Source organism: Nocardioides sp. NPDC127503, assembly GCF_040302165.1.
Taxonomy (GTDB): domain Bacteria; phylum Actinomycetota; class Actinomycetes; order Propionibacteriales; family Nocardioidaceae; genus Nocardioides.
The window spans coordinates 207,625-226,178 of sequence record NZ_JBEORH010000010.1 but is presented as its reverse complement, the minus strand read 5'-3'; the positions used below and the strand labels follow the sequence as shown (position 1 = coordinate 226,178).

Here is an 18,554-nt window from a genome sequence, read left to right as displayed (position 1 = left end):
GAACCGACACATTCCCGGAGTATGCTCTTTACCCCCAGGCCTGCGGCAGGTCGTGAGCCTATGACTCACATCGGCGATTCCTTCGGATCCAGCCGCCTACTCAGAGCCCTCCCGGGATACCGTGACAGGTGTGTCAACGGAGACGCATATCAAACCTGTCCAAGCTCAGCAGAACGTCCTGCAGAACCGCCTGCCGAGCACCACCTACTTCCGCCACGTGGCTCCCGAGGAGCTCACCGGCCGCAGCGAGGCTGATCTCGCCGGCGCGGTGGGATCCCATCTGGCGCTGGCAGCGAATCGCCCGCAGGGCACCGCCGCCGTGCGCATCCTCACCCCGACCACCGCCGCAGACGGTTGGTCCGCCGGAGGCCGCAGCGTCGTCGAGATCGTCGTCGACGACATGCCCTACCTCGTGGACTCGGTCAAGACCGAGCTCTACCGTCGTGGCCTCGACGTACATCTCGTCGTCCACCCCGTCATCGACGTCGCCCGTGACGTGACCGGTGCGCTCGAGGGGGTGAACGAAGGCGACATCAGCGAGTCCTGGATGCACATCGAGATCGACCGTCTCGCCCCCGACGCCGCCAAGGAGATCGTCTCCGGGCTCGAAGGAGTGCTCGAGGACGTACGCGAGGTCGTCGAGGACGAGCCGAGGCTGCACCGCCGCCTGGCGGAGATCGCGGCCGGCCTGCGCTACACCCCGCCCAACAGCGTGCCGCGCGAGGAGGCCTCCGAGGCCGCCGAGCTGCTGGCATGGCTGGCCGAGGACCACTTCCTGCTGACCGGCTACCGCGAGTACCGCCTCGACGGCGACTACCTGCGCGGTCGCTCCGGCACCGGCTTGGGCATCCTGCGCGCCGACCCGCCGCAGGCTCCCGACCACGGCAAGATGCCGCCCAAGGTCGCCGCCCACGCCCGCGACAAGGTCATGCTCGTCCTGGCCAAGGCCAACTCACGCTCGACAGTCGGGGAGCCCGCCTACCTCGACCACGTCGGCATCAAGATCTTCAACGGCGCCGGTGAGGTGACGGGGGAGCACCGCTTCCTCGGCCTGTTCACCACGAAGGCGGCTCGCCAGTCGGTGACCCGGATCCCGGTCGTACGCGGCAAGGTCGCCGCGGTCCTCGACCACACCGGCTACGACGCCCGCAGCCACACCGGCAAGGCGATGCTCGACGCGATGGAGACCTACCCGCGCGAAGAGCTCTTCCACGCCTCCACCGAGGAGCTGATGGACCTCGCCGAGGCCGCGCTGGGAGCGATCGAGCGTCGCATCCTGCGGGTGGCCGTCCGGCCCGACACGTACGGTCGCTATGTCTCGGTGCTCGTCTCGCTGCCGCGTGACCGCTACAACACGACGGTCCGCGAGCGGTTCTCGAAGGTGCTCCTCGATGCCCTCGGCGGCACCGACCTGGAGTTCACCGTACGCATCAGCGAGTCGACCACCGCCCGGGTGCACTTCGTGGTCCACGGCACCACCGAGTCGCTGGGGAAGGCCCTGGACACCCCGGGGCTGGTCGACAGCCTCGAGTCGCGGCTGCGCAAGGCCGCGCGGAGCTGGCGCGACGACCTGGTCAGCGCGGTCATCGCCCATGCGGGCGAGGACGGCGCGGCCCGGCTCTCGCACGTGCTCGACGCGTTCCCGGAGGCCTACAAGGAGGACTTCGACGCCGACACCGGCGCCGCCGACCTGACCCGGCTCGAGATGCTCTCGCACCAGGGTGAGGCGGTCGACTTCTCCTTCTACAAGGACCCCGAGAGCGCCGGCGGGTTCCGGATCAAGATCTACCGCACCGGTGGCCCGCTCTCGCTGTCCCTGATGCTCCCGATCCTGTCCTCGTTCGGCTTCGAGGTCACCGACGAGCGACCCTACGACCTCGAGGGCGTCGGCCCGTCCGGGTCGGAGGAGTGGTTCATCTACGACTTCGGTCTCGCCTACTCCGGGACCCCGGTCGGCACGCCCACACAGCTGGTCGCAGCGCTGCACCAGGCCTGGTCCGGCCGCAGCGAGGTCGACGGGCTGAATGCGCTCGTCCTGGCTGGTCTCGACCACGGACAGGTGACGTTGCTGCGTGCCTACGGTCGCTACCTGCGTCAGGCCGGCACGCCCAACTCGTTCCAGACGATCGCGGGCGCGCTGTGCACCAACCCGGGCATCGCTCGGCAGATCGTGGAGCTGTTCGAGACCCGTTTCGACCCCTCGCTCACCACGCGTGACGAGACGAAGCGGGCCGAGGCGATCATCGAGGCTCTCGACGACGTGGCGAGCCTGGACCAGGACCGGATCCTGCGCAGCTACGTCACCACGATCCTGGCCACGACGCGGACGAACTACTACCGCGGGCGCAACTACCTCGCGCTCAAGTTCGACCCGCAGCAGCTGCCCGACCTGCCGCTGCCGCGGCCGGCGTACGAGATCTTCGTCTACTCGCCCGACGTCGAGGGCGTGCACCTGCGCTTCGACGCCGTGGCCCGTGGTGGGCTGCGGTGGAGCGACCGGCGCGACGACTTCCGCACCGAGGTGCTCGGGCTGGCGAAGGCGCAGCAGGTCAAGAACACCGTGATCGTGCCGGGTGGCGCGAAGGGTGGCTTCGTCCCCAAGGGCGTGGCCGGTCCGGACGCGTACGTCACGTTCCTGCGTGGTCTGCTCGACGTCACCGACAACCGGGTGGACGGTGCGATCGTGCCGCCGCCCGACGTGGTGCGCCACGACTCCGACGACTCCTACCTGGTCGTCGCCGCCGACAAGGGCACCGCGACGTTCTCCGACCTGGCCAACTCGGTCGCGGCGGAGTACGACTTCTGGCTCGGCGACGCGTTCGCTTCCGGCGGTTCGGCGGGCTATGACCACAAGGCCATGGGCATCACCTCGCGTGGCGCCTGGGTCTCGGTGCAGCACCACTTCAAGCGGCTCGGCATCGACCCGCAGACCGACGAGATCACCGCGGTCGGCGTCGGGGACATGTCCGGTGACGTCTTCGGCAACGGCATGCTGCGCTCGGACCGCATCCGGCTCGTGGCCGCCTTCGACCACCGGCACATCTTCATCGACCCCACGCCCGACGCGACGACGGGTTTCCAGGAGCGGAAGCGGCTCTTCGAGATGCCCCGGTCCACCTGGGAGTCCTACGACACCTCACTGATCTCGGCGGGCGGCGGCGTGTGGTCGCGGCAGCTGAAGTGGGTGCCGATCAGCCCCGAGGTACGGCAGGCGCTCGGTCTGGCGACCGACGTCAAGCGGCTCACCCCACAGGAGCTGATCAGCGCGATCCTGCGCGCGCCGGTCGACCTGCTGTGGAACGGCGGGATCGGGACGTACGTCAAGGCGTCCGACGAGAGCCATGACGATGCCGGGGACCACTCCAACGACGGCGTCCGGGTGGATGCCGCCGATCTACGGGTGCGGGTCATCGGCGAGGGCGGCAACCTGGGCATCACCCAGGCCGCCCGTGTCGAGTTCGCCCGCAAGGGTGGGCTGATCAACACCGACGCGATCGACAACTCCGCCGGTGTCGGCACCTCCGACCACGAGGTGAACCTCAAGATCCTGCTGGAGCGAGAGGTACGCGCCGGCTCGCTCACACTCGCCGAGCGCGACGAGCTCCTCGAGGAGATGACCGACGAGGTCGCCGCGTTGGTGCTGGCTCACAACGAGGCCCACAACGTGACCCTGACCCGCGCGGTGGCCTCGGCTCCGCAGCTCCTGGAGGCTCACGAGCGCCAGATCGCGGAGTGGGTCACGGCCGGTCTGCTCGACCGCGAGGTGGAGGGCCTGCCCTCCGCGACCGAGGTCGCGCACCGTCTGGAGGCGGGGGAGGGCCTGACCGCCCCCGAGTTGGCCGTCGTGCTCGCCTGGACCAAGATCGAGCGCCGGCGCGAGCTGGTCGCCGAGGGCGTACCCGACCCGGCCGCGGACCCGGAGATGACGAAGCGCCTGGTGGCCTACTTCCCGACCGCGATCCGCGAGCGGTTCCCGGAGGCCATCCTGGATCACCCGCTGCGGTGGGAGATCTGGGCGACCTCGGCGGTCAACGAGGAGGTCAACCTCGCGTTCGGGAGGCTCGACGCGCCGTCACGGTGAGCACTGTGCCGGCGAGCAGGAGCGAGATGCCGAGCGCGGCGAACACCCACGACGGGCCGCCGGTATCGGGCAGCGAGCTCTGAGGTGAGGTTTCCGTCGGCGGTCCCGGGTTAGGGGCCGTCGGCGGATTCTCATTTCCGCCGGGGATCGGTACGTCGGTCGGGTCCGGCGTAGGTGTCGGATCCGGAGTCGGGTCCGGGGTCGGCGTCGGCTCCGGCGTCGGGGTGGGGTCTGGCGTAGGAGTCGGGTCCGGCGTCGGGCTCGGCGAGGGGACCTCGTCGACCCGGAAGTCCTGTCCGCCCCGGATCTCGCCGGCCGAGGTGATCGTGACCGTACGCGAGGCCTCACCCACGACGCGCATCCCATCGGGTGCAGTGACGGTGATGGTGTAGTCGCCCGGCGGGAGGTCGTCGACGAGGTAGGCGCCCGCGTCGTCGGTGGTGGCCGTGACCGGACCGTCGGGTCCGTCGACGGTGATGGTCACGCCGGCGACCGGGTCTCCGGTGGAGGCGTCGGTGACCCGCCCGGCGATCGTGCCGGGGCGGGTGAGGTCGAAGTCGACCCCGGTCACGTCGCTCGTCGCCACGGTGACAGGTCGCGTGGTGGCGCCCGTGTAGCCCTCGGGAGCGTCGATCTCGGCGGTGTAGTCGCCGGGCGGCACCCCGTCGAGGGTGTAGTTGCCATCACCGTCGGTCACGGTGGTGATCGGCTCCCCGCCACCGGCGGGGACCAGGCGCACCTGGACGCCGCCGAGCCCGCTGCCGCCGCCGGTCACGGTGCCCGAGACGCTGGCCAGCTGGTTGACCACGAAGTCCTGGTCGGTGACCGGGATGTCGTCGATGGTGATGTCGGAGCGGGTCGTCCCGTCGGGGCCCGCGGAGTAGCCGTCGGGCACCGTCAGGGTCACCGAGTAGCCCGTGCCGACCGCGTTGTCGTCGAAGAGATAGCTGCCGTCGGTGCCGGTGGTCGTGGTCGCGGTGGACCCGTCGGGCCGGTTGAGCGTCACGGTCGCGCCCGGGACCGGAGCACCGGCGTCGTCGCGTACGGTCCCGCTGATGGCCTGCGGGATCACCTGCCGCACCTCGAAGTCGGCCCGTGAAGCCGGGTCGCCGTCCTCGCCGCGGTTGCTGACGGTCGCCTCGGTCTGCCCGACCGTCGCACACCCGTCAGGCTGGCTCAGCCGGACGGTGTAGCCGTCCTGGGTGGCGAACTCGCCGAAGGAGTACGTGCCGTCGGCGGCAGGGCTCGTGGTGGCCAGCGTCTCCCCAAAGGGCGAGACGAGGGTGAGCACCGAGCTCTCGACCGGGCACGACCCGGAGGTGGACACGTCGGACACCATGCCGCCGATCGGCCGCGCCCGGCTCACGAACCAGGTCTGGTAGACCGGGAACCCGGCCCGGCGGGTGAAGACGAAGGTCAGGCTGGTGAGCCGGATGTCGGGCTCGTACCAGCCGCTGGCGCCGTTGGTGTCGGTGGCGGTCGGGTTGCCGGTCAGCGTCGAGGTGGCTGGGTTCCAGGTCGGCTGGTCGGTGCCTCCGGCGTAGTTGAACGGCCCCTGGAACCACGAGGAGATCTCCGCGGCCGGGACCGCCTCGCCGTTCTCGTCGGTCGCCTGGACCTGGACCTGGTCGGAGTCGACGTCACCGAGCACGAACGCCCAGCCGGTGTCGGGCGTGGGGTTCTCGAAGGCGTACGTCGTGGTCGAGGCGCCGGTCGGGGTGTCGGCCTTCGGGCGCAGGTTGATATAGGCCGACCCGCGGCTGGAGCCGTACTTCGCTCCCGGAGGCGTGCTGGCGTCGAGGAACGTGCTCGCACCGCTGGGAAGGGCGACGTTGGCCCGGGAGTCGCTGGCCATCTGGGCCACGGGGAAGCCCGTCGACCGCTGGGTCATCGTCGTGGAGTAGTCGTTGGACGTCCCCGAGATGGGCGCCCACTCGGCCCACGAGTCGGTCACGGCATGAGCCGGTCCCGGAGACAGCACGGTGACGAACACTCCGGCCAGAAGTGCCAACGCCAGACAGGCCCGGTTGAACATGGGAGGGGATCCTTTGCTTCCGAGGAGCAAACGTTGCCTTGGGGGACGTTGAGAAGATTAGCCCTGCGAAACCGGATTTTTACGCTCTGAAGCGCGTGTATGGCCGAGGTTGTCGTCGTTCGAGCCCAGCCGCTGCCAGTCCGCAGGGCGCGGGATCGACCGCACCGAGCGGGCGAGCGTGGGGATGAGAGCGGCGAGAGCGACCAGGCCCGTGACCGCGAGGACGGCGGTGGTGCCGTCGGTGACGGCGAGCAGCGCACCCGCCAGCGCGGGCGCGAGCGGGATCGAGAGCATCGAGACGAACTGAGCCGCCGACTGCACGCGCCCGACCAGCTCAGGTGGGGTGATCGCCATCCGGTACGCCGCGACGCCGGCGTTGCCCGCCGGGTTGAGGAAGAGCCCGACGGAGACGGCCAGGGCCATCACGGCGGGGTGCGTCCAGAACGCGAGCGGGATCGAGAGCGGCACGAAGCTCCACGCGACCAGGGCGGTGAGGCGGCCCGTCGGGATCCTGTCGATGAGCCAGGGAGCGACCAGTGCGCCGAGGATCCCGCAGGCTCCGATCGCGGCCTCGGCCAGCCCGATCTGCCAGGCCGGGAACCCGGCTTCGATCAGACGCAGCAGAGCCAGGAAGAAGAGGGCGTTGACGGCGAGGTTGGCGGCAGGTCCGAAGAAGAGCAGCGTCCGAAGGAACGGCTGCTGCCAGCTGTAGCGCAGCCCGGCGACCAGGTCGGCCGATGCCTTCTCGCGAGGCGCGCGGTCGAGGACCGACGGTGCCGAGAGGTCGGCCCGGACGCGTCCGAGGAGCAGCCAGCCGGCGGCGTACGCGATTGCGTTTCCGGCGAACGGAGCCCACCGGGTGAAGCCGAGCAGCACGCCGCCGAGCGGCCCGCCGAGCAGTCCGGCGATGTGCTGGCGGGCCTGCTGCTGGGAGAGGGCCGTCGGGAGGTCGTCTGCCGCGACGACCGACCTGATCGCCGAGTTCTCGGCGGGGAGGAAGAGCCCGTTGAGCGCTCCGGTGAGGAGGGCGACGAGGAGCAGGTGGGGGAGGGTGAGCGAGCCGAGGATCCCGGCGACGGCCAGCGAGGCGTACAGGACGGTGCCCGAGCCGTGGGCGAACCGCATGATCCGCAGCCGGTGGCGCCGGTCGGCGATCACTCCGGCGGGCAGCAGCATCCCCACCATCCCGATGAGGTGGATCGCCTCCGCGGCCGCTGCCCAGAAGGCGGATCCGGTCATTGCGTACGCGACCAGGGGCATCGCGAAGAGGCTCACCCGGGTCCCGAGCTCGGCGACGGTGGCGCCGATCCAGAGGGCGGTGAAGTCGTGGTTGCGGGCGAGCTCGCGATAGGAGGGCATACCCGCACCATAAGGTGCGCAAGATATGTTGCGCAATATGTATTGCGGAATTCTGTAGACTGCGGCCATGGCTACGTACGACGACCCGCGGATCCTGCGTGCGATCGCCCACCCGACTCGCAACCGGGTGCTGCACGAGCTGTCGGCAGCGGGATCACTCCGTGCCGCGGATGTCGCGAAGCGCACCGGCATCCCGGCCAACCAGGCCAGCTTCCACCTCCGGCAGCTGGCGAAGTACGGCCTGGTGGAGGTCGACCCCGACGCCGGCCGCGACAAGCGCGACCGTGTCTGGCGGCTCACCGACGACGACATCACCATCAGCCCCAGAGACATGGTCCAGCAGCCCGGAGGCGAGGCGGCGTACACGGTGTTTCAGCGCAGCTCCGTCGCCTGGGGCCACCATCTGGTCGACGAGGCCTTCAAGGTCCCTCCGGAGACCGAGGAAGATCCCGCCAAGCGGTACGTGTCGGAGTCTTCCCTGCGGCTGACCAGCGACGAGGCCGTCCGGCTGCAGCAAGAGCTGAACCAGGTCGTCGCGCGCTACCGCGACACCGGTCGCCAGCCATCCGGCGAGGAGCGGGAGCTCTACTCGGTCTACCAGATCGTCCAGCCGATGCCGGACCTTGCAGGTGAGCTCGACCCCGTGAAGGACGAGTTCCGGGTGAGCGGGTTCGGTCGGGCTGACGCCGAGACTGAGTGAGCCAGGTTCGACTCGTTCGGTGCGGCCGCTGACGTGAGTCACGTCTCACCAGCCACTTCACGCACCTTCCTACTCGCGAGTCACCGAGAAGTTGGTTTACCGTCCGAAGTCGCGCCCACCCAGGACGCCAGTAGGGAGATAGACGAACGATGAGCACGAGCCAGATCGCCGAGAAGCGCGAGGTCCGCGAAGCCAACCGAGTCGAGGGCCACAACGCCCGGTCCTGGCTCCTGGTCTCCGCGATGCGTACGGAGATTTTCGACGACGCCCAGCTGAGCCGAGCCGACCAGATCATCCTCGACATGGAGGACGCGATCGACACCTCGCTCAAGTCGCAGGCGCGCGAGAACGTGACCAGCTGGCTCAAGGGTGGCGGCCGTGCCTGGGTACGCATCAACGACTGGACCACCGAGGACTGGAGCGAGGACATCGCGGCGCTGGCCGGGATCGAGACGCTCGCCGGTGTGATGCTCGCGAAGACCGAGTCGCCGGACCAGGTGACCGACACGTTCCAGCGGCTGGGTGGCAAGACCCCGGTGATCCCGCTGCTCGAGTCGGCGCTGGGGATCGAGGACGCCGCGACGATCGCGCGCGCCCGCGGCGCCTACCGGCTCGCCTTCGGCTCCGGCGACTACCGCCGCGACACGGGTGCGGAGAACGACCCGCTCGCGATGGCCTACCCGCGGACCAAGCTCGTCCTGGCCTCGCGGATCGGCGACCTGCCCGGCCCGATCGACGGCCCGACGGTGGGCAGCAGCCACCCGCTGCTGCGTGAGCAGTCGGCCGACGGCGTCGCGATGGGTATGACCGGCAAGCTCTGCCTCGACATCGAGCAGCCCTCGGTGATCAACGAGTCGTTCAGCCCGTCCCCCTCCGACGTGACCTGGGCCCACGAGTTCCTCCAGAAGTTCGAGGAGGGCGGCCGCGTGATCCGCGACGGCAGCGACAAGCCGCGCCTGGCTCGCGCCGAGACGATCAAGCGCCGCGCCGAGCTCTTCAAGATCAAGCCCGACACCGAGGCCTACGACGCGCCCGCCTCGGGGCCGAGCGTCTATTGATCGACGCCGACTCGGCGCTCTGGGGTGGGACAGACGCGCCGGGTCGGCACGGCTCGGCTAGCGTTGACGTCGTGGATCTGCAGCAGCGCATCAATGACCGGGCCGGTGAGATTCTTCTGTTCGCCGTCACCCCGCCGAGGGTGACGACGGCACCCGAGAGGGTGCAGCAGATCGCGGAGGTCACGCTCGAGCGGATCCGGCCACTCGATGTCGACGGGCTGATCCTCTACGACATCGACGACGAGTCCGACCGCAACCCCGAGGAGCGGCCGTTCCCGTTCGTACGCACCCTCGACCCCGCCGAGTTCCTCGAGCGCAACCTCGCCGGTCTCGATGTGCCGGCCGTCGTCTACCGGGCCACCGGGAAGTACGACGAGCCGACCCTGCGCGACTGGGTCAAGACCCAGGACCCGGCCAAGGCGCTGTCGGTCTTCGTCGGCGCCTCCTCGGGTGAGAAGCGGGTCGCCACCAGCCTGCGCCGCGCCCAGCAGATCCGGAACGAGACCAACCCCGACCTGCTCCTCGGAGCCGTCGCGATCCCCGAGCGACACACGGCCAAGGGCGACGAGCACCTTCGGCTGATCGCCAAGCAGGAGGCGGGCTGCTCCTACTTCGTCACCCAGGTCGTCTACGACGTCAACGCCGCCAAGAACCTCGTCTCCGACTACCGCTACGAGTGCGAGACCCGCGGCCTCCAGCCGGTGCCGATCGTGTTCACCTTCTCCGTCTGCGGCTCGATGAAGACCCTCGAGTTCCTCCGCTGGCTCGGCGTCGACGTACCGCGTTGGATCGAGAACGAACTTCGCCACGCCACCGACACCCTCGACGCCTCGCTCGAGCAGGCCGAGGCGACGGCGATCGAGCTGATGTCCTTCTGCCGTCAGCTCGGCGTGCCCTTCGGCATCAACATCGAGTCCGTCTCGATCCGCAAGGTCGAGATCGAGGCTTCCGTACGTCTCGCCGAACGGCTCCGCGGCAAGCTCGCGCGCTGAGGCGGGCCGGGATGTTGACCGAGTTACCTCGGTCAACAGTCACTTCCCTCGTGGAGTTCCACGAAGTAGGTGCGCGCTCACCGAGTTACCTCGGTGAGCATCCACCCTCGCTCAGAGCCCCGTGCGCATCGCCCACAGCTCGGGGAACAGGATGATGTCGAGCTGCTTGCGCAGGTAGGAGACGCCGCTGGTCCCGCCGGTGCCGACCTTGAAGCCGATGATCCGCTCGACGGTGGTCACGTGCCGGAACCGCCAGACCCGGAAGGCGGTCTCGAGGTCGGTGAGCTCCTCGCCGAGCTCGTAGAGGTCCCAGTGCTTCTCCGGGTCCTGGTAGACCTCGCGCCAGGCGGCCTCGACGGCGTCGGAGGCGGCGTACTCCTGCTTCCAGTCCCGGTCGAGGTGGTCAGCCGGGATGTCGAAGCCCCGCCGGGCCAGCAGTCGCAGCGACTCGTCGTAGAGAGACGGCCGTCCGTACGCGGCGAGCACATCCTGCTCGTGCGGCCGGCCCTCGTGCACGCGGAGCGTGTAGGCGGCCTTGTTGCCGAGCGCGAACTCGATGCAGCGGTACTGCCACGACTGGAAGCCCGAGCCGGTGGCCAGGTAGGGGCGGAACTTGTCGTACTCGGTCGGGGTCAGCGTCGAGAGGACGTCCCAGGCGTGCACGAGCTGCTCCATGATCCGAGAGACCCGGGCCAGCCCCTTGAACGCCGGGCGCACCGCATCCTCGGCGAGGAGCCGCTGCGCCTCGGTCAGCTCGTGCAGCGCGAGCTTCATCCACAGCTCCATCGCCTGGTGCTGCACGATGAAGAGCATCTCGTTGTGGTCGCCCGAGAGTGGGTTCTGAGCGCCGAGCACCTCCGGCAGATGGAGGTAGTCGGAGTAGTCCATCGGAAGGTCCTGCGTGCTGCTCATGTGACTGCTCCTCGGGTCCAGAAGCGCTCGTCGCGCCATTCGTCGTTGTCCATCACCGAGACCAGGTGGTCGACGGCGTCCCACACGTCGACGTAGCGGGTGTAGAGCGGGGTGACGCCGAAACGCAGGATGTCCGGGGACCCTGCGCGGAAGTCGCCGATCACGCCGCGCTCGATGAGTGCCTGCACGATCGCGTACGCCCCGTCGTCGCTGACGCTCAGCGACAGCTGGCTGCCGCGCTGGTCGTCGTCCAGCGGGGACTCGATCGTGAACCCGGGAAGCCGGGACGCGACGAGGTGGGCGAAGAGCCGGGTCAGCGCAAGCGACTTCTCCCGGACCGCCTCGAGACCGCCGTACGCCTCGGCCGCGAGCAGCGTGTCGACCCCGCACTCCAGCGCGGAGATGCCGATGACGGCGGGGGTGCCGGACAGGTAGCGCGAGACGCCCTCCGCGGGCCGGTAGCCCGGCGACATCTCGAACGGCGCCGCGTGACCCATCCAGCCAGACAGCGGCTGCTCGAAGCGGTCGACGTGGCGGGGGTTGACCCACAAGAACGCCGGCGAGCCGGGGCCGCCGTTGAGGAACTTGTAGCCGCAGCCGATCGCGAAGTCGGCGTCCGCGCCCCGCAGGTCGACCGGCACCGCGCCGGCCGAGTGGCACAGGTCCCAGACGGCGAGGACCCCGTGCTCGTGCGCGAGCGCGGTCACCGAGGCCATCGAGTGCAGGTAGCCGGTGCGGTAGTTGACCTCGGTCAGCATCAGCACCGCTGTCCGGTCGAGCAGCCCCTCGATCTCGCCGGGGGAGTCGACCAGCACCAGCTCATAGCCACGCTCGCGGCACAGCGAGGAGGCGATGTAGAGGTCGGTTGGGAAGTTGCTGCGCTCGCTGACCACGACCCGGCGATCGGGTGAGTCGGCCGAGGCGATCGAGAGCGCCGAGGCGAGCACCTTGTAGACGTTGAGAGAGGTCGAGTCGGCGACCACGACCTCGCCCTGACCTGCGCCGACGAGACGGGCGACCTTGTCGCCGACGCGCTGGGGGAGGGTGATCCAGGAGGCGGTGTTCCAGGACTCGATCAGTCCCTGTCCCCACTCCTGCGTGACCACCTCGGCCACCCGGCCGGCGGTGGCGCGGGGGAGCGCCCCGAGCGAGTTGCCGTCGAGGTAGATCGTCCCCCCGGGCAGGTCGAAGAGGTCCCGCAGCGGGGCCAGCGGGTCGGCCTGGTCGAGAGCGACCGCGTCGTCGCGGTTCATTCGTTGATCTCCTTGATCGGCCTGAGCACGGCCCGCACGGGCGCGGCGTCGGCGGTGGTGAGCTTGAGGGGGAGCGCGATCAGCTCGTAGTCGCCCGCGGGCACCTCGTCGAGCAGCAGGTTCTCCAGAATGCGTACGTCATGACGATGGGTGGCGAAATGGGCCGGAAGATCCTTGGAGGAGGACGGGTCCAGGCTGGCCGCGTCGGTGCCGACCAGCCGCACCCCGTGGGCGGCCAGCAGGTCGATCAGCGCGGGGTCGAGCGCGCAGAAGTCCTCGTCCCACGTCGCCGGCTGGGTGGCGTACGTCCGGAACAGCACGCGCGGCGGCAGGTCCGTGACGTCGATGTCGTCGACGGTGACCAGCGGGCGCACCCCCGAGACGTCGACCACGCGGCACGGACCGAGGAACGGCTCCAGCGGCATCTCACCGGCGGGCGTGCCGCCGTCGGTGAAGTGCAGAGGAGCGTCCGCGTGCGCGCCGACGTGGGCCGACAGGGTCAGCTCGGCGACGTTGACCGGGCAGCCGGGGCCGATCCGGAACGTCCAGCCGACCTCCGTGGCATGGTCGCCGGGGAAGACCGGCGAGGATGCGTGGACCGGTGGGGAGATGTCCCAGAGCTGCGCCATGGCGCCAGGATAGGCCGCCCTCCGGCGGGGTCGGTCAGGCGGTGAAGAACTCCGTGGCCACTGGAGCCAGGGCGTCGGCCTTGACCATGTGGTTCTGCCCGTCCAGGACGACGTAGCGGCCGTCGGGAACGGCCTTGGAGATGGCCTGCTGGGCGTTGGTCATGTAGGTCGGGCTCTTGCTCCCTGCCACGTTCAGCACCGGCACCTTCACGCGCTCGTAGTAGTCCCGCGGAAGCGGCAGACCCTGCTCGAAGGGCAGCACGATGGAGAAGTCGTACGGCAGAGTGTGCGCGACAGCCGTCAGCTTCTTGAACGCCGGTGTCAGCCGCATGACCTTGACCGCGACCCATGGCATCCCGACGGTCCGCAGGAACAGTTCGACGGCCGCGGCCCGGCGGCCGCTCTCGGCCAGCTTCTCGACCCTGTCGCCGAGGTCGGCGTCATTGGGCTCACGGGTGTCGTCGAGGATGAACGGGGCCTCGTAGGCGAGGATCGCGTCGATCGAAAGCTCCGCGCGCGCCGCCTCCAGCGCCAGCGCGGCACCCGAGCTCTGACCGAGCAAGTAGGCATGACCGCCCGCGGCCTCGATCACGGCCCCCAGGTCGGCGACCTCCTGCTCGACGGCTTCCGCCGTTCCTGGCGTGGCCGGTTTGGCGATGGTGCTCTCGCCGCGCCCTCGGCGGTCGTAGCGGTAGACGGTGAAGTTGTCCGACAGCGCCGCCGCGAGGTCCTTCGACGGACCCATCTCGCGGTAGCAGAGAGCTCCGTCGACAAGCACGAGCGCCGGTCCCGAGCCGGTGACCTCATAGGCGATGGTCGAGCCGTCGGCGGAGGTGGTGGTCTTGGTGGTCATGGCATTGCTCCTGATCCAGCGGTGGTCGAGCCTGTCGAGATGACCCGGTTGATACTTACGCGTCGGACGAGACCTCATCGCTTCGACACGCGGCCGCACGTTTCTCGAGAAGTTCCTGCTCGCCGGCGTTGGTGGTCAACGAGGCCGCCTCGTCGAACGCCGCCGCGGCCTCGAGGTGCCGCCCGGCGCGGTGCAGCAGGTCACCACGTACGCCAGCAGGTAGATGTGACCCCGGAAGCGCTCCCTCAGGGAGGGCCGCCAGGATGGCCAGCCCGGCATCGGGACCGAAGGCCCGCCCGTGCGCCACCGCCCGGTTGACCTCGATGACCGCGCCCGGGACGCCGGTCGCGAGCATGTCGTAGAGCCGCGCGATCTCGGCCCAGTCGGTGTCCTCGGCCTGCCGGGCGCGGCCGTGGCACGCGGCGATCATCGCCTGCACCAGATAGCTCCCGCCGGGGGTGCCGGAGGAGGCGAGCGCCGTGGCCCGGTCGACCGCGGCCAGACCGCGCCGCAGCAGCAGCTGGTCCCAGCGGGTCCGGTCCTGGTCCTCGAGCAGCACCGGGTGACCCTCGGCGTCCGCGCGGGCCGCGAGCCGTGACCCCTGGATCTCCAGCAACCCCTGCAGCGCCTGCGCGTCGGGATCGGCCGGGGCGTGCGCGGCCAGCATCCGGGCCAGCCGCATCCCCTCCAGGCACAGCTCGGGCCGGGTCCACGAGGGCCCCGACGTCGCTGCGTAGCCCTCGTTGAAGACCAGGTAGATCGTCTGCATCACGTCGCGCAGCCGTGCCGTCCGCTCCTCGCCGGTGGGCAGCTCGAACGACGCCCCGACCTCGGCCAGGGTGCGCTTCGCCCGCGAGATCCGCTGTCCGACGGCCGACTCCTTGGCGAAGTAGGCCCGCGCGATCTCGGCGGTCGTCAGCCCGCCCACCAGCCGCAGCGTCAGCACCGTGCGGGAGTCGGGCGCCAGCACCGGATGGCAGGAGAGGAACATCAGGCGCAGCACATCGTCCTCGATGTGGTCGACCGCGGCAGCCAGGTCAGGCATCTCACCCTCCTCCAGTTCGTGGCCCAGCAGGGCGACCTTGCGGCGCAGCACCTCGTCACGGCGGAACCCGTCGATCGCGCGCCGCTTCGCGATCGACATCAGCCACGCCCCGGGATTGCGAGGGATGCCCTCGTGCGGCCACTGCTCCAGCGCCGCGACGAGGGCATCCTGGGCGAGGTCCTCGGCCAGGTCGAGGTCGTGCGTCATCCGCGCCAGACCGGCGAGGAGGCGTACGGACTCGTTGCGCCAGACCGCGACGATCGCGTCTTCGGTGGGCGAGCTCATTCAGCCGGGGTCGGCGGACCGAACAGCGGCCGCATCTCCACGGCCACGTCCTGCCCCGGCCACAGCTCCTCGTGGAGCTGGATCATCCGGCGACCGAGCTCGATGGCCTCGTCGGGTGAGCGGACCTCGAAGAGCGAGAACCCGCCAGCGACCTCCTTGGCCTCGGCGAAGGGCCCGTCGATGTGGGTCACCTCCCCGGCGGTCAGCCGGATCTCCACGGCGGGACCGAGTCCGTCGGCGTCGAGCAGGATGCCGTCGGCGTACTGCTGCTTGATCTCGGCCTCCACCGCCTCGATCAGCGCGGCCGGGGGCGGCCCGGCCTCGGGGTCCATCTTCACGAACATCATGTAGCGCATCGGCTTCTCCTTGCGTGTCGGCGTCGCGTCCGTTGCGCGTCGTCGCCTACGCGTCGAGAAGAGCCTGCCGCTTTCGACACGCCGGCACCAGAGATTTGGGTACGTGTTGCCCTAGGACGCCTTCGGCTTCTTCTTCTTGTTCTCCTCGGCCTCATCGGGGACCTCCTCGCCACGCGACTTCTTCGCGTCGGCGACGGAGCGCTGCAGGGCCGCGAGCAGATCGACGACCTCGCCGGAGGTCTTGGTGGAGGTGGGGGTCCGCTCGACCTCGCCGCCCTCGATCTTGGCCTTCACCATCTCCTCGACGGCGCCGGCGTAGTCGTCGGAGAACTCCTCGGGATGGAAGTCGCCCGCGAGCGTCTCGACGAGCATGTTGGCCATCTTGATCTCGGAGTCCTTGATCTCGCCGGCCTCGACCTTGAAGTCGGGTACCCGGATCTCGTCGGGCCACATCATCGTCTGCAGCACGATCACGTCGCCGTTGTCGGTCGGCCGCACCCGCAGCGCCGCGACCGTGGTGCGCTGCCGCAGCGCGACGGTCACCAGCGCGACCCGGTCGGCCTCGAGCAGGGCCTGACGCAGCAGCGCGTAGGGCTTGACCCCGGTGTTCTCCGGCTCCAGGTAGTAGCTCTTCTCGAAGAGCATCGGGTCGATCTGGTCGCTCGGCACGAACTTCTCCACCGCGATCTCGCGCGAGGACGTCGTCGGCAGGTTGGCGAAGTCGTCGTCGGTGAGCACGACCATCTCGCCGTCCTCGGTCTCATAGCCCTTCGCGATCTCGGAGTAGGGCACCTCCTCGCCGTCGATCGAACAGATCCGCTGATAGCGGATCCGGCCACCGTCGGCCTGGTGCACCTGACGGAAGGAGACGTCGTGGGACTCCGTCGCCGAATAGAGCTTCACGGGCACGCTGACCAGCCCGAACGAGACCGCGCCCTTCCAGATCGCACGCATGGTGACTCCCTCCGCAATGGCAACGACTTGCCCAGTATCTGCCGGATTCCGCTTTCTCGGTACCCCTTAACCACATGCGTCACACGGCGAGCGAAAGGAATGCACGGTCCAGATCTGCCCGGCGCGACGACTTCGTAGAGGCAAGATGGACGCATGCGTCCCATGCTCGCCACGCCTGGCGCCCACGTTCCTCCGGGAGAGGAGTGGGTCCATGAGGTCAAGTGGGACGGGATCCGGCTCCTCGGCGACAGCCCGGAAGGACGTACGCAGACCCGGCTGACCACACGCAACGACAACGACGCGACGCCTGCCTGGCCCGAGATCGCGACCGGCCCGGCGCGGGACGTGCTCGTGGACGGCGAGGTGATCGCGCTCAACGAGGCCGGGTTGCCCGACTTCCGGGTGCTGATGGACAGGATGCACAATCGCGACGTCGGTCGGGCGGCGCGGTTCGCGGAGCGGATTCCCGCGACGTACATGGTCTTCGATCTCCTCCGTCTCGACGGGCGGCTGCTCATCGAGGAGACCTGGGCGGAGCGCCGCAAGATCCTCGAGGCCGTCCACGCGGACGGGGACCTGGGCTCCTGGCAGGTGCCTGCGACGTACGAGGACGGCCGGATGATCCACGAGGTGACGCGGGCGCAGGGGCTGGAGGGGATCGTGTCCAAGCGGCGCCGCAGCCGCTACCGGCCGGGGGAGCGGAGTAAGGACTGGATCAAGCTGGCCCACCGCTACCGGGCCTCGCTGGTGGTCGGCGGCTGGCGACCCGAGGTCGGCACGGAGGGCGGCACCGAGCGCCTCGGCGCCCTGCTCGTCGGGCAGCCGACGCCTGACGGGCTGATCTACCGCGGGCGGGTCGGTAGCGGCATCACCGGCAAGCGGGCCCAGCGGCTCGGGGAGCGGCTCCGCGAGACCGGCCGGAACCCCTTCGCCGGACCCGACGTGGACCCCGACGGAGGAGTGCCGTCGCTGGATGCCCGCGGCACCCACTGGGTCGAGCCGCTCCTCGTCGTCGAGGTGGAGACCCACGGCACCGCCGTCGCGGCGGCGAGCTACAAGGGCCGGCTGCGGCAGCCGAGCTTCATCGGCATCAGGGACGACGTCTCACCGGAGGATCTGTGATGGTCGAACGAGAAGAGGTACGCGTCGAGGTCGACGGCAGGGTCCTGACCCTGACCAGCCTCAGCAAGGTGCTCTATCCACGCACGGGCATGACGAAGGGCGAGGTGCTCAACTACTACGCCCAGGTCGCGCCGGCGCTCCTGCCGCAGCTCCAGGACCGGGCCGTGACGAGGATCCGCTGGCCGCACGGCATCGGCGACATGTCGTTCTTCGAGAAGAACGCACCGGCAGGCACACCCAGCTGGGTCCGCACCGTCATCGTTCCGACAACGGGATCCCGAACCGCCGACCACAGGGAGGGAACACTCACCTTTCCGATCCTCGACAGCCTCGCCGCCCTCACCTGGGCCGCGAACCTCTCCGCGCTGGAGCTGCACGTCCACCAGTGGACGGTCGGCACCGACGGCACCCCGGCCGGTGCGAACCGGATCGTGATCGACCTCGACCCCGGCGAGCCGGCCGGTCTGCAGGAGTGCTGCGAGGTGGCGCTGCTCGTGCGGGAAGCGCTCGGTGCCCGTGACCTCGCCGCGACCCCGGTGCTCAGCGGAAGCAAGGGCGTCCACCTGTACGCCGCCCTGCCGGAGCCCGTCGAGCCGGACGTCGCCACCGCGCTGGCCAAGGAGATCGCCGAGGAGCTTCAGAATGCCCACCCGCGCAAGGTCACCGCGACGATGACCAAAAGCCGCAGGTCAGGCAAGGTTTTCCTGGATTGGTCGCAGAACTCGGGATCGAAGACGACGATCTGTCCCTACTCGCTGCGGGGCAAAGCGACCCCGACGGTCGCGGCCCCGGTGACCTGGGACGAGGTCTCCGAAGGGGCCGAGGATCCGCTCGGTATCGACCAGCTGGGACCTAACGATGTGATCACGCGCTTATCTGAAAGGGGGGATCTCTTCACAAGCCCTACGGGGCTGTAACTA

15 protein-coding genes are annotated in these 18,554 nt (G+C 69.6%); 6 read left to right on the top strand and 9 right to left on the bottom strand.

Annotated features, from left to right (window positions below; genetic code table 11):
* The first annotated feature begins 130 nt into the window (after positions 1 to 130).
* Complete coding sequence (locus tag ABTW65_RS22435; protein WP_350664205.1) at positions 131 to 4,081, top strand: NAD-glutamate dehydrogenase; 3,951 nt, start codon at positions 131 to 133, stop codon at positions 4,079 to 4,081.
* Here ABTW65_RS22435 and ABTW65_RS22430 read toward each other — a convergent pair.
* Both ABTW65_RS22430 and ABTW65_RS22425 read right to left on the bottom strand, forming a co-directional pair.
* Positions 4,041 to 6,116, bottom strand: a complete 2,076-nt coding sequence (locus tag ABTW65_RS22430) for an MSCRAMM family protein (protein WP_350664203.1) — start codon at positions 6,114 to 6,116, stop codon at positions 4,041 to 4,043. The genes ABTW65_RS22435 and ABTW65_RS22430 overlap by 41 nt on opposite strands.
* 57 nt (positions 6,117 to 6,173) lie before the next feature.
* A complete protein-coding gene (locus ABTW65_RS22425; protein WP_350664201.1) occupies positions 6,174 to 7,475 on the bottom strand; it encodes an MFS transporter in 1,302 nt (433 codons plus the stop codon).
* Between the two features lie 67 nt (positions 7,476 to 7,542).
* Between ABTW65_RS22425 and ABTW65_RS22420 the strand changes: the two genes are divergently transcribed.
* The 3 genes from ABTW65_RS22420 to ABTW65_RS22410 all read left to right on the top strand — a co-directional run bounded on the left by ABTW65_RS22420 (position 7,543) and on the right by ABTW65_RS22410 (position 10,225).
* Positions 7,543 to 8,175: an ArsR/SmtB family transcription factor gene (locus tag ABTW65_RS22420; RefSeq protein WP_350664199.1), complete on the top strand. Its 633-nt coding sequence runs from the start codon at positions 7,543 to 7,545 to the stop codon at positions 8,173 to 8,175.
* Between the two features lie 149 nt (positions 8,176 to 8,324).
* Positions 8,325 to 9,233 (top strand): HpcH/HpaI aldolase/citrate lyase family protein, encoded by a 909-nt coding sequence (locus tag ABTW65_RS22415; protein ID WP_350664197.1) that lies wholly within the window; start codon positions 8,325 to 8,327, stop codon positions 9,231 to 9,233.
* Between the two features lie 71 nt (positions 9,234 to 9,304).
* Entirely contained in the window at positions 9,305 to 10,225 is a 921-nt protein-coding gene (locus ABTW65_RS22410) for a methylenetetrahydrofolate reductase (RefSeq protein WP_350664195.1), read from the top strand.
* 111 nt (positions 10,226 to 10,336) lie between these two features.
* On the opposite strand, the gene kynA is transcribed toward ABTW65_RS22410, so the two are convergent.
* The 7 genes from kynA to ku all read right to left on the bottom strand — a co-directional run bounded on the left by kynA (position 10,337) and on the right by ku (position 16,512).
* A complete protein-coding gene (gene kynA / locus ABTW65_RS22405) occupies positions 10,337 to 11,137 on the bottom strand; it encodes a tryptophan 2,3-dioxygenase (RefSeq protein WP_350664193.1) in 801 nt (266 codons plus the stop codon).
* Positions 11,134 to 12,390, bottom strand: coding sequence for a kynureninase (gene kynU / locus ABTW65_RS22400; protein ID WP_350664191.1), 1,257 nt, complete (start codon positions 12,388 to 12,390; stop codon positions 11,134 to 11,136). The genes kynA and kynU overlap by 4 nt, the downstream gene beginning before the upstream one ends.
* Positions 12,387 to 13,019 (bottom strand): arylformamidase, encoded by a 633-nt coding sequence (gene kynB, locus ABTW65_RS22395; RefSeq protein ID WP_350664188.1) that lies wholly within the window; start codon positions 13,017 to 13,019, stop codon positions 12,387 to 12,389. The genes kynU and kynB overlap by 4 nt, the downstream gene beginning before the upstream one ends.
* Before the next feature lie 34 nt (positions 13,020 to 13,053).
* A complete protein-coding gene (locus tag ABTW65_RS22390) occupies positions 13,054 to 13,872 on the bottom strand; it encodes an alpha/beta fold hydrolase (protein ID WP_350664186.1) in 819 nt (272 codons plus the stop codon).
* A 55-nt stretch (positions 13,873 to 13,927) separates the two neighbouring features.
* On the bottom strand, positions 13,928 to 15,202 hold the full coding sequence (locus tag ABTW65_RS22385; RefSeq protein ID WP_350664184.1) for an RNA polymerase sigma factor: 1,275 nt from the start codon (positions 15,200 to 15,202) through the stop codon (positions 13,928 to 13,930).
* Entirely contained in the window at positions 15,199 to 15,558 is a 360-nt protein-coding gene (locus ABTW65_RS22380; RefSeq protein WP_350664182.1) for a YciI family protein, read from the bottom strand. Before ABTW65_RS22380 ends, ABTW65_RS22385 begins: the two co-directional genes overlap by 4 nt.
* Positions 15,559 to 15,669: 111 nt before the next feature.
* On the bottom strand, positions 15,670 to 16,512 hold the full coding sequence (ku, locus tag ABTW65_RS22375; protein ID WP_350664180.1) for a non-homologous end joining protein Ku: 843 nt from the start codon (positions 16,510 to 16,512) through the stop codon (positions 15,670 to 15,672).
* Positions 16,513 to 16,665: 153 nt separating this feature from the next.
* Between ku and ABTW65_RS22370 the strand changes: the two genes are divergently transcribed.
* Positions 16,666 to 17,634: an ATP-dependent DNA ligase gene (locus ABTW65_RS22370; protein ID WP_350664178.1), complete on the top strand. Its 969-nt coding sequence runs from the start codon at positions 16,666 to 16,668 to the stop codon at positions 17,632 to 17,634.
* Entirely contained in the window at positions 17,634 to 18,551 is a 918-nt protein-coding gene (gene ligD, locus ABTW65_RS22365) for a non-homologous end-joining DNA ligase (RefSeq protein WP_350664176.1), read from the top strand. The genes ABTW65_RS22370 and ligD overlap by 1 nt, the downstream gene beginning before the upstream one ends.
* Positions 18,552 to 18,554: the final 3 nt, after the last annotated feature.

Coding starts and splice junctions, on each gene's coding strand:
- ABTW65_RS22430 (WP_350664203.1), bottom strand. CDS start 6,116: ATGTTCAACCGGGCCTGTCTGGCGTTGGCACTTCTGGCCGGAGTGTTC.
- ABTW65_RS22425 (WP_350664201.1), bottom strand. CDS start 7,475: ATGCCCTCCTATCGCGAGCTCGCCCGCAACCACGACTTCACCGCCCTC.
- ABTW65_RS22420 (WP_350664199.1), top strand. CDS start 7,543: ATGGCTACGTACGACGACCCGCGGATCCTGCGTGCGATCGCCCACCCG.
- ABTW65_RS22415 (WP_350664197.1), top strand. CDS start 8,325: ATGAGCACGAGCCAGATCGCCGAGAAGCGCGAGGTCCGCGAAGCCAAC.
- kynA (WP_350664193.1), bottom strand. CDS start 11,137: ATGAGCAGCACGCAGGACCTTCCGATGGACTACTCCGACTACCTCCAT.
- kynU (WP_350664191.1), bottom strand. CDS start 12,390: ATGAACCGCGACGACGCGGTCGCTCTCGACCAGGCCGACCCGCTGGCC.
- kynB (WP_350664188.1), bottom strand. CDS start 13,019: ATGGCGCAGCTCTGGGACATCTCCCCACCGGTCCACGCATCCTCGCCG.
- ABTW65_RS22390 (WP_350664186.1), bottom strand. CDS start 13,872: ATGACCACCAAGACCACCACCTCCGCCGACGGCTCGACCATCGCCTAT.
- ABTW65_RS22385 (WP_350664184.1), bottom strand. CDS start 15,202: ATGAGCTCGCCCACCGAAGACGCGATCGTCGCGGTCTGGCGCAACGAG.
- ABTW65_RS22380 (WP_350664182.1), bottom strand. CDS start 15,558: ATGCGCTACATGATGTTCGTGAAGATGGACCCCGAGGCCGGGCCGCCC.
- ku (WP_350664180.1), bottom strand. CDS start 16,512: ATGCGTGCGATCTGGAAGGGCGCGGTCTCGTTCGGGCTGGTCAGCGTG.
- ABTW65_RS22370 (WP_350664178.1), top strand. CDS start 16,666: ATGCGTCCCATGCTCGCCACGCCTGGCGCCCACGTTCCTCCGGGAGAG.
- ligD (WP_350664176.1), top strand. CDS start 17,634: ATGGTCGAACGAGAAGAGGTACGCGTCGAGGTCGACGGCAGGGTCCTG.